Below are 14,255 nucleotides of genomic sequence, written 5' to 3'. Positions count from 1 at the left end.
GGAGAGCCCCCAGAGCAGCCAGGGGTGGGCGGGTGCTTGCACCCCCTGCACCCCCTGCACCCCGCCCCCAAACCACTATTAGGAGAAATCAAATGCAGCTCATTCCCGCGAACCCCGGACTCGTCGCCGCCTTCGCGTTCAAGTTCAACGGTAAGGAAAGTCGCATGACCGAGAGAGTGGAAGCCTGGGACGCAGACGGCAGCGCGATGGTGGTCGGCGCACGAGGGCGGCTCATTACCGTCTACGAATACGTCAACGAAAGCGGGTGCGAGTTCGAATACGTCGGCCTGGCCGAGGACGAGGACGACGAGTGATGGACGTTAACCGACTCCTCAAGACGGCGGGCGAGGACCTGGGCGCGTTGCAAGAGACGCCCGAATTCAAGGTCGAGTTCATGCGGCGGCTGATATTCCACCTCGCCGACTATCGCGCAAAGCAAGTCGTCAGCGAATGGCTCGGGGAGGGCGAATGAGCAGGCTGGAGCGAATGGCGCGGCTGGTCGCTGTGTGGGCAGAGATCGCGCGAGGGCGACCCATCGATCTGACTGGCAGCGACCTGACGTTCATTCACAAGAACCGGGATCTGTTCGACGACTTGATGCAGGACTACCTGACAAACCGTCCGGTGCATGCGCCCGGTGCACCCAGCCCGAGCCCGGTGCATGCACCCGCCCAGGTCGATATGCGCCCGGTGCATGCGCCCAGTGCGCCGAGCGCACCCCCTGCGGTTGTGGAGGCAGCCAGCAAGGCCGACAAGGCAGGAGTCTCCGCCGACGCGGGCTATCGCACCCTCGCCGAGTGGGGTCGCGAATACGGAATTAGGAAGGGCTCGGACTTCTGGCGAGCCGTCGTAAAGGAGAGGGGAACCCGATGACCACCTACACCGTTAAGCCCGTCTGGGCGAGGTTCAAGAAGCGCGGCGATGGACTGCTCAAGCGATACGGCTGGTACGGCGACACGCACATTCTCGTCAAGGTCACGGCTGGCCCGCACTGGGCCGACCTGGACGAGTTGTTGTGGTCGTTCGTAACCGGTCACGCCTGCCTCATGCGAGGCGAATACCTGGTTCTCGACAAAGCCCAGATGGAGCCGCTCATCAATGCGTTCGACAGCGTCGGGCGTGTGGGTCGGCTGGAGTTCCGGCTGCTCCCCGAGAGGAAGGCGTAATGACCGAGCACTTCCACCCGCTCAAGTTCCGGCTGATGCGCGTTAAGGCGGGCATGGGTCGCGCCGAGCTGGCTCGCAAGATTCGTATCAAGACAGGGTCACTCAAGGACTGGGAGATCGGTCGGGCTGACCCCGGCTGGCAGTCGCTATTTAAGGCGGCAAAGGTCCTCGGCTGTGAGGTGGCCGATTTCAAGGCCACCCCCGACTGGACCCCCGACGAGGACGATCGGTTGTTGCTCGAATGGAACATTCGGGGGACGGGTCCGGCAAAGCAGCAAGCACCCCGGATGCCGCATCGCCTGGAGGATCTGCCCACCTGATCGCCCACCCCTACGCCCACCCACCGCCTGCGGAGCCCCTGGAGACCTCTCGGCGAATGGGTGGGAGCCGGGTGGGGCTCAGGGTGGGCGCTAGGCCCGATGAGCGGCCAGGGCACGTTCTCGTGGGGTATCCAGCGGCGGTACTACCCCACGGGGGCGCTCCAGGGGCACCGGGGGCGGTGTGGGCAGCGCCAGGCCCCCAATCACGGCCTTATAACGGGCTTAATTCGAATACTTATGCGAGGGCAAATCGAAATATTTGAATTGGGTATGACAGAAAAGGCGCGGGTTCGGCTCCTCTGGGGTGGCAATAACATCCCGGTGCAGCAGGCCGACGGGGCAAGAGAAGCCCTGGCCGCACTATTCGGCTACTGCCCCCGATTCGAGGCTGGCGACGTAATCAGCGGCGAATGGCTCGTTGAGCTGCCCGCTGAATTCGCCCACATGCTGAATTCGTTCGGCTTCATCCGGCTCGACTCCAACCACTCGACGTTCACCCTCACCGCTCGCAAGGAGAAGTAACCATGGCCAAGACCACTGCCCCCGCCAAGCCCGCCAAGAAGACCGTTGAGCCGACCCCCTGCTTCTGCGGGTGCGGCAAGGACAGCAAGGGCCTGTTCGCCCCCGGACACGACGCCAAGATGTGCAGCGAGCTGGTCAAGGCGGTTGCCGCCAAGAAGCTGACCAAGGCCCAGGCCCTCGCCAAGGCGGGCAAGGCCAGCGACGCCCTCAAGAACAAGCTGACCACGATGCTCGCGAACGCCGACAAGCGGTTCAAGGAGAAGGGCGACCGCGCGGTGGCTCGCGCCCAGGCCAAGGCGGCTCGCGCGGCTGCGCGGAGCGGCGACGAGAAAGTCTCCGGCTGATCCCCCACCCCACCACAGGCCCCCGGAGCCCATGCGGCAAACCGGGGGTCCAGCCCTATTCGAGGAGGCAGAACATGAGAGCAGCGATTTACGCCAGGGTCTCGACCGAGGACCAGATCGACAACACGAGCCTGGACGACCAGATCCGGGTGTGTCGGCAGTACGCCGAGGGTCGGGGGTGGCAGGCGGTGGCCGTGTACCGGGAAGAGGGTTACACGGGGACGAAGGCCGACCGCCCCGAGTGGTCGCAGTTGATGCGAGCCGCAGCCGCCAGGGCGTTCGATGTGGTGGTGGTCATGAACTTCAAGCGGTTCGCCAGGAACGCGCGGATCGGGCTCAACCTGTCGTTCGAGCTTGAGGAACTCGGCGTGGGACTGGCCGTGACCGAGCTGAACATCGACACCACCACCCCCCAAGGCAGGTTCCTGCGACTCCAGTTCCTGGGACTGGCCGAGCTTGACCGTGACTCGGTGGTCGAGCAGATGGCCAAGGGGCAACACGCCAAGGCCAGGGCGGGCGGGTGGCCTGCAAGCCCGAGCGCGCTGCCGTACGGTTACCGGCTCGTCGGGCAAGGCCGCAACAACCAGATCGTTCACAACGCCGACGAGGTCGCCATGCTGCGGATGGTGGTCGGCTGGATCGTGGATGAGGGGCTGACCCGAGGGCAGGCCGCAGTGCGGCTCAACGCCGAGGGCTATCGGCAACGCAACGGCAACCCTTGGCACTACGACAACCTTCGTGACGTGCTGCGCAAGAACCGAGGTCTGATCGGTGAGCTGAGCTGGGGCGGCAAGAAGTCCAGCGGCAAGTACGGCGAGCCGATCCTCATTCGCGTTGAGCCGATCATCAGCGAAGAGCGGTGGCTCGCCCTGCAAGAGGCGCTGAGCCGACGCACCCGCCACTCGACCCAGGTCCGCCCGTACCTGCTCAACCGGGGTCGGCTGATGTCGCCGTGCAGGATGCCCTACGGGGGGCTGCTGCCGTCCGGCTGCAAGACGCGGGTCTACCGGTGCAAGGGGAGGAGGTGGACCTCGACGGGGGTACCCAAGTGCGACTGCGTCAACCAGGCGTGCGAGGCGATCGAGCTGCGGGTGTGGGCCGAGGTGCGCGACCTGCTCGGGCGACCGGAACGCCTGCTGCGGCTGGCCGCTGACTACTACGCCAACCGCGCCGACCAGGTGGAGGCCGAACGCGACGAACTGGCGCAGATCTCAACGCAGTTGACCAAGCTGGAGCGCAGCCTGGTGGACGACGTTGCCGAGTACCTGCGGGTGGGGGTAGCTGCGGATGTGGTCAAGGCCGCGACCGACCGCATCCGGGGGGAGATGGCCGAACTGCGCACGCGACGGGCTCAGCTTGTGGCCCGAGTCGACGACGCCAACGGGGAGTCCGAGCGGGTGCGCGCTCTGATCGAGCTGGCCGAGCGAGCCAGCAGCCGCCTGGCGAACATGAGCCCGGAGGAGCAGGCCGAGGTGGTCGAGCTGCTGGACGTGCGGGTGACCGTGCTGGACAACACCGACGCCCCCAGACTGCGCATCGAGGGGATCGTGCCGTTCCCGGACTCAACTAGCAGGGGCGAAGCCCTGACCAGTCCCTGACATGATGCAGTTCATGCGAGATGTGACGATTGAGCAGTTCGGCGCCGAGGAGTGGGAGCGGCTGAAGGCGATCCGCCTGCGCGCGCTCCAGGAGGCGCCTGACGCGTTCGGGTCCTCCTACGAGCGGGAGAGCGCGTTCACCGCCGAGACGTGGGCTGAGCGGCTGTCAGGGTCGTGGTGGCGGGTGGCCGTCATCGACGGCGGCGACGCCGGGCTGGTGTGTGTGCGGGTCGAGGAGGGCCGGGCGCACCTGCTGTCGATGTGGGTCGCGCCGGAGGCCAGGGGCCGCGGGGTCGCCTCACGGCTGGTCGACGCGGCCGTCGCGCACGCCAGGGAGGTCGGCGTGGACGAGGTCGAGCTGTGGTGCGTCGACCACAACACGGCGGCCAGGGCGCTGTACGCGAGCAAGGGGTTCACCCCCAGCGGCAAGAAGATGGGCCTGCCGTCCAACCCCGACATCCCCGAGTCCCACTATGTCCTGTCCCTGCTCTTCCGCCGGGCCCGCCGGGACGACGTGCCCGCGATCGTGGCGATGCTGGCCGACGACCCGCTCGGAGCCGCCCGCGAGGGCGACCCGTCCGACGAGCGCTACCTGGCCGCCTTCGACCGCATCGACGCCGACCCGTACGACGAGCTGATCGTCGCCGAGCGCGACGGCAAGGTGATCGGCACCATGCACCTCACCTACCTGGCCGGGCTGTCGCGGCTGGGCGCCGAGCGGTGCCAGATCGAGGCCGTCCGGGTCGCCGCCTCCAGCCGGGGGGAGGGGCTGGGCCGCAGGATGATCCAGTGGGGCATCGACCGGGCCCGCGCCCGGGGCTGCGCCATGGTGCAGCTCACCTCCGACAAGTCCCGCGCCGACGCGCACCGCTTCTACGACTCGCTCGGCTTCACCGCCTCGCACGAGGGCTACAAGCTCGCGCTGAGCTGAGCCAGCATCCACCTGCACCAGTCGGCCCGGTGCCGCTCGTAGCCGAGCCCGCACCGCAGCGTCGCGTAGTTGCCGAAGCGCGGGTCGCCGACCGGCGGCGGCCCGCCGAACAGCTCCTCCTCGCGCTCGTAGTCGGCCAGCCTGGCCTCGTGGCGGGCGAGCTGGTCGGCGAAGAGCCGCCGCAGCGCCTCCGGCTCGGCGAGCCAGGCCGTGTAGGTCTTGAGCACCAGCTCGTCGCGCTCCGGCCGCTCGCGCGGCGGCTCGGTCACCCACTCGCGCAGCGCCGCCGTGCCCGCGCCGGTCAGCCGGTAGATCTTCTTGTCCTGCGGCCCGGGCCCCGCCTGCGTCTCGTACGCGACCAGCCCTTCGGCCAGCAGTTTCTGCAGCTCGGTATGGATCTGGCTGTGCCTGGCCGTCCAGAAGTAGGCCACCGGCCGGCGCATCGCCTGGGCGATGTCGTACCCGGTGCGCTCGCCGCGGGCCAGCACGGCGAGGATCGCGAATCCCAGCGTTGAGGTCATGGTGCGTCCAGAGTATTGTTCCTGGCAACTATGTCACTTCTGACATAGTCTCAGAGAAAGGGGCGGCCATGCGCGCGATAGTCGGCTCGTTGGGACTCGTACTGGTGCTGACCGCTTGCGGAGGCGCGGTCAGCACCTCGGCCGCCCCCAGCCCGTCACCGCCACCCAGCGCCACCCCGACCCCCACGCCCACGCCCACCCCGACCCCCACGCCGACGAAGGCGAAGGCGAAGGGCCCCAACGTGAGCGGCTGCTACACCCGCGACGACGGCAAGATCTTCACCTACGGCGACGACATGCCCGGCGTCATCACCGGCAAGGGCGAGGTCGGCGTCGTCATCACCTACGAGCGGCGCGGCAACGTGTGCTCCTGGCGCCCGCTGTCCGACCGGCTCGTCGCCGCCGGCTACCGCGTCCTGCTGTACGCGCGCAAGTCCGTCGACCTGCCCGAGGACACCGCGCTGGCGATGGCCAGGCGGCTGGCCAAGGAGAAGGGCGTCGAGCGGGTCTTCCTGGCGGGCGGCTCGATCGGCGCCACCGTCTCGGCGACCGCCGCGCTGGAGTTGGGGGACAAGGCCGCCGGGGTGATCGCCCTGTCAGGCGCGATCGACGCCGCCGAGGCCGCGAAGCTGAAGGTGCCGCTGCTCCAGATCGGCACCGAGCACGACAGCTACGGCGGCGCCGACGACCTGCAGACCGCGCACGACGCCGCCACCCGCGCCCCCGACCGGCAGATCCACGTCATCAAGGGCGAGAGCGCGCACGCCTCCGACCTGTTCCGCGGCCCCTACGCCACCGAGGTCATCGACCGGGTCGTGGCGTTCATGGACCGGCACAAGGGCTGAGCTCCACCAGGTTGTCGTGGTAGACCGCACCCCTGCCCAGGTCGGCGTCACGCTCGGCGACGACCGTGTTGGGGTTGGCGCCGCCCGGGCTGAGCTTGGGCCAGCGGCCCTTGGGCGAGGCCACCACGCCGGGCGCCACCCGGTCGCTGATCTCGACGTCGGCCAGGAAGCCGCCGCCGGCGTTGTGCACCCGCACCCGCTGCCCGTCGCTCAGCCTGCGCGCCCGCGCGTCGGCCGGGTTGACCAGCACGACCGGCTCCTTGGCCCGCCGCCGCAGCTCCGGGTTGTTGCCGAAGGTGGTGTTGAGGAACGTGTGCGGGGCCGGCGTGATCAGCGTCAGCGGGTACGGGCCGCGCCCCGCCGTGCGCGCCGACAGCGACGGCACGTACGCCTTGCCCGGCGGCGGGAACCGCAGCCGGCCGGACCGGGTCGGGAAGCCGTCGGCGTGCGGCGTGAAGGGATCGGGGTAGTTCATCCGCACCCAGCCCTCCTTGCGCAGCCTGTCGACGGTGATGCCCTCAAGCGAGGAATGCCCGCTGGACAGCAGGTTCTCGGCCAGCTCCAGATCCGTGTCGAACAGGGACGGCTCGGTCATCCCCATGTGCGCCGCCAGCCGGCGGAAGGTCTCGGTCGTCGACAGGCACTCGCCCGGCGGCGGGCTCGCGGGCTCGTTCCACAGGAGGTAGAGGTGGCCGTAGCCGGCGTGCAGGTCCATGTGCTCGGTCTGCATCGTCGCGGGGAGCACGATGTCGGCGTAGTCGACCGTGTCGGTCGGGAACTGCTCCATGACGACCGTGAACAGGTCGTCGCGCATCAGCCCGCGCCTGATCCGGTTGCTGTCGGAGGTCGAGCCGACCGGGTTCGCGCCGTAGACCCACAGGCACTTGACCGAGTCGGGGTCGGCCAGCTCGGAGGCCAGCCGGGTCATGGTGAGCGTGCGCACCGGCTTGGCCAGCAGGTCGTCGCGCGTGTCGATGTTGACGTGCACGTGGTCGCTGGTCGAGTAGGCGACGCCGCCGCCCGGATGCCGCCAGTCGCCGGTCACGGCGGGGATCGCGGCGATCGTGCGCATCGCGGTGCCGCCGCCCTCGTGGCGCTGGATGCCCATGGTGGCGCGGATCGCGGTGGGCCGGGTGTGGGCAAGCCTCATCCCCAGGCTGTGGATGTCGGCGGCCGGGATGCCGGTGATCTCCGCCGCCGTCTCGACCGGATATCTCAGGATCTCGGCGCGGAAGCTCTCCCAGCCGTCGGTGTGCCGGGCCAGGAAGTCCTCGTCCTGCGCGCCCTCCGCCAGCACCACGTTCAGCAGGCCCAGCGCGAGCGCCGCGTCGGTGCCCGGCCGGATCGCCAGATGCTGGTCGGCCTGGTCGGCGGTCCTGGTGCGGATCGGGTCGATCGCCACCACGTGCGCGCCCTCGGCCCGCGCGTCCTGCACGAACTTCCACAGGTGGTGACCGCTGGTGAGCGTGTTCGTGCCCCACAGCAGGATCAGCCGGGACTGTGCGAAGTTCTCCGGGTCCATGCCGCCGGCCGTGCCGTTGGTCAGCCGGAGACCGGAGGTGCCCGCCGCCGAGCAGATGTTCAGCCAGTGCCGCGAGGCGCCCAGCATGTTCCAGAACCGGCGGCCGGCCACGCCCTCGCAGCCCTGGAGGTAGCCCAGCGTGCCCGTGCCCTGGTAGGGCCAGATCGCCTCGCCGCCGTGCTCCTCGACGATGCCGCGCAGCCGTACGGAGATCTCCTCCAGCGCCTCCTCCCAGGAGATGCGCTCGAACTGCCCGGACCCCTTGGGGCCGGTGCGGCGCAGCGGGTGGAGGATGCGGTCGGGCGCCCGCGTCTGCTCCAGGTAGCGGTTGACCTTCACGCACAGCGCGCCGCGCGTATAGGGATGGTCGGGGTTGCCGCGCATCTTGACCGCTTCGCCGTCCCGCACGGTGACCACCCAGGAGCAGGTGTCCGGGCAGTCAAGCGGACACGCTCCCAGCACCTTCAGTTCGCCCGACATGCGTCACAGCTTATGTGGAGCCCCTGCGGCGCGGTCAGGGGGAGTTCACGGTAGAAATCAAGGTGAAGGGTTGGAGCTCCACCGACACGGGGCTCACAGATCGTACGATGCGCCCGGAAAGGTGCAGAATCACTGTCGGTGGCCGAAATCAGAGAAAGCGAAGACGCGGAGGACCTCTCGGAAGGGGATCCAGCCGTGGGCGAAGCGCGCGCTGACGCGGACGTCTACGTCGTCGAGCCGCTCCTGCCCCAGCGCCTGCGCAGGCCCTCCGACCTGCTGCGGCTGTTCGCCACGCTGCTCACGCTCGGCGCGGTGATCCTGCTCGCGCTGGTGGCCAAGCAGACGCTCAGCGGCCTCGAACGCGACGTCAGCGAGGGCACCGCCCTGGTGCCGCTGCTCAGCCGCGTCGCGACCTTCGTCGGCGGCGCGGCCGTGCTCATCGTGCCCGTCGCCTTCGCCGTCGAACGGGTCTTCCACCGCGACGGCCTGCGCGTCGCCGAAGGGCTCATCGCCGCCATCGTCGGCATGGTCGGCTCGTTCCTGCTCGGCCAGTGGCTGGTCGGCGGCAACGTCGACGACCTCGGCAGGCTGCTCACCGGCGGCCGGCCCATCGAGCCGCTCAACACGCTGCTCACCTCCGTCACCGCCTACGCCACCGCCGTCCGCATCTCCCGCCGCCCCACCTGGCGGGCGCTCGTGTGGACCGTGATCGGCCTCGACATCCTGGCGCTCTACTCCGGCGGCCAGATCACCCTGCCCGGCGCCATCGTCACCGTCCTGGTCGGCATGGCGATGGGCTACGCCACCCTGTACGGGATCGGCAGCCCCAACACCAGGCCGCCCGGCAACGCCGTCGTGGCCACGCTGCGCAGACTCTCGTTCTCCCCGGTGTCGGCCCGCCGCATCGAGGACGACCACCAGGGCAGCCGCCGCTACGCCGTCGGGCTGGCCGACGGCGCGAGCCTCGACGTCACCGTGCTCGACCGCGACCGCCAGGTGGCCGGCCTGCCGTACCGGCTGTGGCGGCGCATCCGGCTCAACTCCGAGACCCGGCGCAAGGCCATCAGGTCACTGCGCGCCGAGCTGGAGCGCGAGGCGCTCATGGCCTACGCCGCCCAGGCCGCCGGGGCCAGCACGCCCCGCCTGCTCGGCACCAGCGAGATCGGCACCGAGGCCGCGCTGCTCGTCTACGAGCACCTCGACACCCGGCCGCTCGACGAGGTGCCCGACGAGGAGATCAGCGACGACGTCCTCGCCCAGATCTGGGAGCAGGTCTCGCTGCTGCAGATCCAGCGTCTCGCCCACCGCAGGCTGACCGGCGACGGCATCCACCTCGACCGGGCCGGCCGCGTCGTGCTCACCGACGCCCGCAGCGGCGAGATCGCCGCCGGTGACCTGCTGCTGCGCCTCGACATCGCCCAGCTCCTCACCTATCTGGCGCTGCGCGTCGGCGCCGAGCGGTCCGTCAGGGCCGCCAGCGCCGTCATGGGCTCCGACGCGCTGGCCACCGCCATGCCGCTGCTCCAGCGCATCGCGCTCACCCGCGAGACCCGCGCCGCGCTGAAGAAGGACAAGCACCTGCTCACCGCGATCCGCGAGCAGATCGTCGCGCTCAAGCCGCAGAGCAAGCCGGAGGAGATCCGGCTGGAGCGCTTCCGGCCGCGCACGCTCGTCACGATCATCGCCAGCACGTTCGCCGCCTACATCGTGCTGTCCCAGCTCAGCCGGGTCGACGTGGTGCAGGTCGTCACCACCGCCAACTGGGCCTGGACCGGCCTGGCGCTGCTCGCCTCGTTCGTCAGCTTCGTGGCCGCCGCGCTGATGCTGCGCGGCTTCGTGCCCGAGCACCTGCCCCTGTGGCGCACGGTCCTGGTGCAGTTCGCCGCCTCGTTCGTCAAGCTCGTCGCGCCCGCGGCCGTCGGCGGCGTCGCGATCAACACCCGCTACCTGCAGAAGCGCGGCATCGTCCCGGCGCTGGCCGTGGCCAGCGTGGGCGCCTCGCAGCTCGTCATGATGGTCTTCCACATCGGCCTGTTGCTGCTGTTCGCCTACATCACCGGCTCCAACACCGCCACCACGTTCACGCCGTCGCGCGGCCTCGTCGTGGTGCTGCTGTCGGTGGCGCTGCTGGTCGTGGTGCTCTTCGGCATCCCGCCGGTGCGCCGCTTCATCACCCGGCGGATGCAGCGGCTGTTCGCCAACGTGCTGCCCCGGCTGCTCGACGTGCTGCAGACGCCGCGCAAGATGATCGAGGGAGCCGTCGGCACTCTCATGATCACCATCGCCTTCGTGGCCTGCCTCTACGCGTGCGTCCACGCGTTCCGCGGCGAGATCGACTTCACCACGGTCGCGGTCGTCTACCTCACCGCCAACGCCATCGGCTCGGCCGCGCCCACGCCGGGTGGCCTGGGCGCGGTCGAGATCTCACTCACCGCCGGGCTGAGCGTCGCGGGAGTGCCGCCGACCCTTGCCACCTCGGCCGTGCTGCTCTACCGGCTTCTCACGTTCTGGCTGCCGGTGCTGCCGGGCTGGGCGTCGTTCACCTACCTGCAGCGGCACGAGGCTCTGTGATCTCGTCGATCGCCTTGAGCTCGTCCTCGGTGAACGCCGGGCCGTCCACGCACGCCACGTTGTCCTCCAGCTGACGCACGCTGCTCGCGCCGATCAGCACGCTCGTGACGCGCGGGTCGCGCAGCGTCCACGACAGCGCCATCTGGGCCAGGCTCTGCCCGCGCCCCCTGGCCAGCTCGTCCAGCGAGCGCGCCAGCTCCACGTCGATCTGCTTCTCGCTGAGGAACCGGCTGGTCGCCGCCCGAGAGTCCGCCGGCACGCCCTTCAGGTAGCGGTCGGTCAGCAGCCCCTGCGCCAGCGGCGAGTAGACGATGCAGCCCATGCCCGCCTCCTCCAGCGTGTCGAGCAGCCCGCCCTCGATCCACCTGTTGATCACCGAGTAGGACGGCTGGTGGATGAGCAGCGGCGTGCCCAGCTCCCGCATGATCCTGGCCGCCTGGGCGGTCTGCTCCGCGGAGTAGTTGGAGATGCCCGCGTACAGCGCCTTGCCCGAGCGCACCGCCCGGTCCAGCGCGCCCATGGTCTCCTCCAGCGGCGTGTCGGGATCGGGCCGATGGCTGTAGAAGACGTCCACGTACTCCAGGCCCATCCGGCCCAGCGACTGGTCCAGGCTGGCCAGCAGGTACTTGCGCGACCCCCATTCGCCGTACGGGCCGGGCCACATGTCGTAGCCGGCCTTGGTGGAGATGACCAGCTCGTCCCGGTACGCGGAGAAGTCCTGCCGGAAGATCCGCCCGAACGTCCGCTCCGCCGACCCGTACGGCACGCCGTAGTTGTTGGCCAGGTCGAAGTGCGTCACGCCCAGGTCGAAGGCCCGGCGCAGGATCGCCCGCGAGTTCTCCAGCGGCCGGTCGTCACCGAAGTTGTGCCACAGCCCCAGCGACACCGCCGGCAGCTTCAGCCCGCTGCGCCCACTCCGGTTGTACGGCTGCCGCTCGTAGCGGGCGGCGTCGGCCTCGTACGTCATGCTGTCCCTCTTTCGATGATCCACGACAGCGCGAACGCCTCCTCGCGCCAGGCGTCGTACCGTCCGCTGCGCCCGCCGTGTCCCGCGCCCATCTCCGTCTTCAGCAGGAACGGCCCGCCCTTGGCCGTGGCGCGCAGCCGCGCGATCCACTTGGCCGGCTCGTGGTAGAGCACCCGCGTGTCGTTCAGGCTGGTGATCGCGAGAATCGGCGGATACGTTCTGTCGTCCACGTTCTCGTACGGCGTGTACCCCTTCATGTACGCGTACACGTCCGCGTTGTGCAGCGGGTCGCCCCACTCGTCCCATTCGATCACCGTCAGCGGGAGCGACGGGTCGAGGATCGTGTTCAGCGCGTCCACGAACGGCACCTCAGCCACCACGCCCGCGAACTCCTCCGGAGCCAGGTTGACCGCCGCGCCCATGAGCAGCCCGCCCGCCGAACCGCCCCTGGCGATCACCCGCCCGCTCCACCCGGCCTGCTTGAGATGCCGGGCCGCGGCCACGAAGTCGGTGAACGTGTTCCTCTTGCTGGTGAGCTTGCCCTCCTCGTACCAGCGCCGGCCCATCTCGCCGCCGCCGCGCACGTGCGCGATCGCGAACACGAACCCCCGGTCCAGCAGCGACAGCCGCGGCACCGAGAAGCCCGGGTCGATCGACGTCTCGTAGCTGCCGTACCCGTACAGCAGCGTCGGAGCCGGCAGCGTCGTGTCCTTGCGCTTGACGACGGAGATCGGGACCTCGGTGCCGTCCTCGGCCGTGGCCCACTCGCGGAACTGCTCGTAGTCCTCGGGGTCGTAGCCGCCGAGCACCGGCCGCCGCTTCAGCAGGATCAGCTCCCGCGTGGCCAGGTCGTAGTCGTAGACGCTGGCCGGCGTCACCATGCTGGTGTAGGCCAGGCGCAGCCGGTTCGTCACGAACTCCGGGTTCCCGGCCGGCCCGACGTCGTACAGCGGCTCCGGAAAGTCGATCTCGTACGGGGCTTCGCCCTCGGGCAGCACCCGCAGCCCGGTCAGGCCGTCACGGCGGAAGTGCACGACGGCGTGGCCCGCGAACGCGTCGATCTCCAGCAGCCGGGTGTCCTCCCGGTGCTCGATCACCGGCGTCCAGACGCCGGGGTCGTCGAGCGGCGCGGTGGCCAGCTCGAAGTTGCGCGCGTTCTCGTTGTGGAGCACGTAGAAGAAGTCGCCCGCGTGCTCGATGCCGTACTCGACGCCGGTCTTGCGGGGCCTCACCAGCCGGAACTCGCCCGCCGGGTCGGCGGCGTCGAGGATGCGCACCTCGCTGGTGATCTTGCTGCCCGCGCCGAGCACCAGGTAGCGCTCGCTGCGGGTCAGCCCGATGCCCACCCAGAACCGCTCGTCGGTCTCCTCGTAGACGAGCACGTCCTCGCTGGTGCCGAGCGTGTGCCGGTAGACCTGGTAGGGCCGCCAGGCGTCGTCGACCCGCGTGTAGAAGAACGCCGACCCGTCGGCCGACCAGGCGCCGCCGTAGAAGATGTCGGTGATCTCGTCCTCGAGCAGCTCGCCCGTCGCCAGGTTCTTGAACCGCAGCGTGAAACGCTCGTCGCCCTTGAAGTCGGTGGAGTAGGCCAGCATCGTGCCGTCGGGCGAGACGGAGCTGGTGCCGACGGAGAAGAACGGGCTGTCGCCGGCCAGCTCGTTGCCGTCGAGGATGACCTGCTCGCGGTCGAGGCGCTCGCCCGGCGTGATCTCCGGCGGCGTGTCGCCGTCAGCGGGGACGCGGCAGGAGGTGGCGTACTGCTTGCCCTCCTCGGTGCGGGAGAAGTACCACCAGCCGCCCTTGCGGCTCGGCACCGACAGGTCGGTCTCCTGCGTGCGGCCCTTGATCTCCTGGAAGACCTGCTCCTGGAGCTCGGTCAGATGGGCGGTCTCCTCCTTGAGAAAGGCGTTCTCCGCCTCCAGGTAGGCGATCGTCTCCGGATCGTCTTTGTCGGTAAGCCAGGCGTACTCGTCGATCACGGTGTCGCCGTGATGGGTGCGCTCAGCCGGAACCTTCTTCGCCACAGGGGGCGTGTTGCCTCTGCTCACGTGGGGGAGTCTATGGTCGGCCGTGATCGATTTGTGGCCTGGCGGCGCAGGCAACACGGCACGAACGGTCTTGGGCGCTGCTAATCTTTAGAAGCCGACGCGGTGCGGCGCAACCCAACCTCCTCACTCAGGTGATTTCGGTATGGGCTGTGCGGCTGGCGAAGGCACTCCTCGCAAGCTGGTAAGTTAGCGGGGCGTCGAAATTCCAGCAGGTCGAGCAAGTCCGGTCAATTTGACAGAGACTTGAACGGCTGAAAGAATTGAGACACAACGAAATGAGCGCCTCTCGCAGGACTGGGGAGCAAGCGTCCGTTTCTTGAGAACTCAACAGTGTGTCAAAAGCCAGTGCATGAAGTTTTTCATGCAACACCTCGTCAAATATGACGGAGATAATGTTGCCTGGTATCAAACCTTTTTTGG

16 protein-coding genes and 1 pseudogene are annotated in these 14,255 nt (G+C 69.0%); 12 read left to right on the top strand and 5 right to left on the bottom strand.

Going from position 1 to position 14,255, the window contains the following annotated elements:
• The first annotated feature begins 92 nt into the window (after positions 1 to 92).
• The 10 genes and pseudogenes from KME80_RS17365 (at position 93) to KME80_RS50350 (ending at position 4,881) form a co-directional block, all read left to right on the top strand.
• Positions 93 to 314: a hypothetical protein gene (locus tag KME80_RS17365; RefSeq protein WP_219506473.1), complete on the top strand. Its 222-nt coding sequence runs from the start codon at positions 93 to 95 to the stop codon at positions 312 to 314.
• Entirely contained in the window at positions 314 to 472 is a 159-nt protein-coding gene (locus KME80_RS17360; RefSeq protein ID WP_219506471.1) for a hypothetical protein, read from the top strand. Before KME80_RS17365 ends, KME80_RS17360 begins: the two co-directional genes overlap by 1 nt.
• Positions 469 to 873 (top strand): hypothetical protein, encoded by a 405-nt coding sequence (locus KME80_RS17355; RefSeq protein ID WP_219506469.1) that lies wholly within the window; start codon positions 469 to 471, stop codon positions 871 to 873. The genes KME80_RS17360 and KME80_RS17355 overlap by 4 nt, the downstream gene beginning before the upstream one ends.
• Positions 870 to 1,166 carry a hypothetical protein gene (locus KME80_RS17350; protein ID WP_219506467.1) on the top strand — a complete coding sequence of 99 codons (297 nt, stop codon included), beginning with the start codon at positions 870 to 872 and terminating at the stop codon, positions 1,164 to 1,166. Before KME80_RS17355 ends, KME80_RS17350 begins: the two co-directional genes overlap by 4 nt.
• Positions 1,166 to 1,486, top strand: a complete 321-nt coding sequence (locus KME80_RS17345; protein ID WP_219506465.1) for a helix-turn-helix domain-containing protein — start codon at positions 1,166 to 1,168, stop codon at positions 1,484 to 1,486. The genes KME80_RS17350 and KME80_RS17345 overlap by 1 nt, the downstream gene beginning before the upstream one ends.
• Before the next feature lie 270 nt (positions 1,487 to 1,756).
• Entirely contained in the window at positions 1,757 to 2,008 is a 252-nt protein-coding gene (locus KME80_RS17340; protein WP_219506463.1) for a hypothetical protein, read from the top strand.
• Positions 2,009 to 2,010: 2 nt separating this feature from the next.
• Positions 2,011 to 2,352: a hypothetical protein gene (locus tag KME80_RS17335; protein WP_219506460.1), complete on the top strand. Its 342-nt coding sequence runs from the start codon at positions 2,011 to 2,013 to the stop codon at positions 2,350 to 2,352.
• A gap of 74 nt (positions 2,353 to 2,426) precedes the next feature.
• Positions 2,427 to 3,950 carry a recombinase family protein gene (locus KME80_RS17330; protein ID WP_219506458.1) on the top strand — a complete coding sequence of 508 codons (1,524 nt, stop codon included), beginning with the start codon at positions 2,427 to 2,429 and terminating at the stop codon, positions 3,948 to 3,950.
• Position 3,951: 1 nt separating this feature from the next.
• A pseudogene (locus tag KME80_RS50355) lies at positions 3,952 to 4,368 on the top strand (GNAT family N-acetyltransferase); the annotation flags it as partial.
• 114 nt (positions 4,369 to 4,482) lie between these two features.
• On the top strand, positions 4,483 to 4,881 hold the full coding sequence (locus KME80_RS50350) for a GNAT family N-acetyltransferase (RefSeq protein ID WP_246645116.1): 399 nt from the start codon (positions 4,483 to 4,485) through the stop codon (positions 4,879 to 4,881).
• Here the strand turns inward: KME80_RS50350 and KME80_RS17320 are convergent.
• Positions 4,860 to 5,402 (bottom strand): PadR family transcriptional regulator, encoded by a 543-nt coding sequence (locus KME80_RS17320; RefSeq protein ID WP_219506445.1) that lies wholly within the window; start codon positions 5,400 to 5,402, stop codon positions 4,860 to 4,862. The two genes, KME80_RS50350 and KME80_RS17320, sit on opposite strands and share 22 nt — an antisense overlap.
• 68 nt (positions 5,403 to 5,470) lie before the next feature.
• On the opposite strand from KME80_RS17320, the gene KME80_RS17315 reads away from it, so the two are divergent.
• Positions 5,471 to 6,247: an alpha/beta hydrolase gene (locus KME80_RS17315; RefSeq protein WP_219506443.1), complete on the top strand. Its 777-nt coding sequence runs from the start codon at positions 5,471 to 5,473 to the stop codon at positions 6,245 to 6,247.
• Here KME80_RS17315 and KME80_RS17310 read toward each other — a convergent pair.
• Positions 6,225 to 8,249 (bottom strand): molybdopterin-containing oxidoreductase family protein, encoded by a 2,025-nt coding sequence (locus KME80_RS17310; protein WP_219506441.1) that lies wholly within the window; start codon positions 8,247 to 8,249, stop codon positions 6,225 to 6,227. The two genes, KME80_RS17315 and KME80_RS17310, sit on opposite strands and share 23 nt — an antisense overlap.
• 195 nt (positions 8,250 to 8,444) lie before the next feature.
• Here KME80_RS17310 and KME80_RS17305 point away from each other — a divergent pair, with 195 nt between their 5' ends.
• The gene (locus KME80_RS17305) at positions 8,445 to 10,820 is read left to right on the top strand and encodes a lysylphosphatidylglycerol synthase transmembrane domain-containing protein (RefSeq protein WP_219506440.1); all 2,376 of its coding nucleotides are present in this window, start codon (positions 8,445 to 8,447) and stop codon (positions 10,818 to 10,820) included.
• Here KME80_RS17305 and mgrA read toward each other — a convergent pair.
• The 3 genes from mgrA to KME80_RS17290 all read right to left on the bottom strand — a co-directional run.
• Positions 10,789 to 11,787, bottom strand: coding sequence for an L-glyceraldehyde 3-phosphate reductase (mgrA, locus tag KME80_RS17300; protein WP_219506438.1), 999 nt, complete (start codon positions 11,785 to 11,787; stop codon positions 10,789 to 10,791). The genes KME80_RS17305 and mgrA overlap by 32 nt on opposite strands.
• On the bottom strand, positions 11,784 to 13,835 hold the full coding sequence (locus KME80_RS17295; RefSeq protein ID WP_308125800.1) for a S9 family peptidase: 2,052 nt from the start codon (positions 13,833 to 13,835) through the stop codon (positions 11,784 to 11,786). Before KME80_RS17295 ends, mgrA begins: the two co-directional genes overlap by 4 nt.
• A gap of 127 nt (positions 13,836 to 13,962) precedes the next feature.
• Positions 13,963 to 14,255 (bottom strand): hypothetical protein (locus KME80_RS17290; RefSeq protein WP_219506436.1); only part of this gene is annotated, 293 nt, incomplete at its 5' end.

The sequence above is a fragment of the Nonomuraea ceibae genome (genome assembly GCF_019396325.1).
Classification (GTDB): Bacteria; Actinomycetota; Actinomycetes; order Streptosporangiales; family Streptosporangiaceae; genus Nonomuraea; species Nonomuraea ceibae.
This window is presented reverse-complemented; position numbering and strand designations above follow the sequence as displayed.

Coding starts and splice junctions, on each gene's coding strand:
- KME80_RS17365 (WP_219506473.1), top strand. CDS start 93: ATGCAGCTCATTCCCGCGAACCCCGGACTCGTCGCCGCCTTCGCGTTC.
- KME80_RS17360 (WP_219506471.1), top strand. CDS start 314: ATGGACGTTAACCGACTCCTCAAGACGGCGGGCGAGGACCTGGGCGCG.
- KME80_RS17355 (WP_219506469.1), top strand. CDS start 469: ATGAGCAGGCTGGAGCGAATGGCGCGGCTGGTCGCTGTGTGGGCAGAG.
- KME80_RS17350 (WP_219506467.1), top strand. CDS start 870: ATGACCACCTACACCGTTAAGCCCGTCTGGGCGAGGTTCAAGAAGCGC.
- KME80_RS17345 (WP_219506465.1), top strand. CDS start 1,166: ATGACCGAGCACTTCCACCCGCTCAAGTTCCGGCTGATGCGCGTTAAG.
- KME80_RS17340 (WP_219506463.1), top strand. CDS start 1,757: ATGACAGAAAAGGCGCGGGTTCGGCTCCTCTGGGGTGGCAATAACATC.
- KME80_RS17335 (WP_219506460.1), top strand. CDS start 2,011: ATGGCCAAGACCACTGCCCCCGCCAAGCCCGCCAAGAAGACCGTTGAG.
- KME80_RS17330 (WP_219506458.1), top strand. CDS start 2,427: ATGAGAGCAGCGATTTACGCCAGGGTCTCGACCGAGGACCAGATCGAC.
- KME80_RS50350 (WP_246645116.1), top strand. CDS start 4,483: ATGCTGGCCGACGACCCGCTCGGAGCCGCCCGCGAGGGCGACCCGTCC.
- KME80_RS17320 (WP_219506445.1), bottom strand. CDS start 5,402: ATGACCTCAACGCTGGGATTCGCGATCCTCGCCGTGCTGGCCCGCGGC.
- KME80_RS17315 (WP_219506443.1), top strand. CDS start 5,471: ATGCGCGCGATAGTCGGCTCGTTGGGACTCGTACTGGTGCTGACCGCT.
- KME80_RS17310 (WP_219506441.1), bottom strand. CDS start 8,249: ATGTCGGGCGAACTGAAGGTGCTGGGAGCGTGTCCGCTTGACTGCCCG.
- mgrA (WP_219506438.1), bottom strand. CDS start 11,787: ATGACGTACGAGGCCGACGCCGCCCGCTACGAGCGGCAGCCGTACAAC.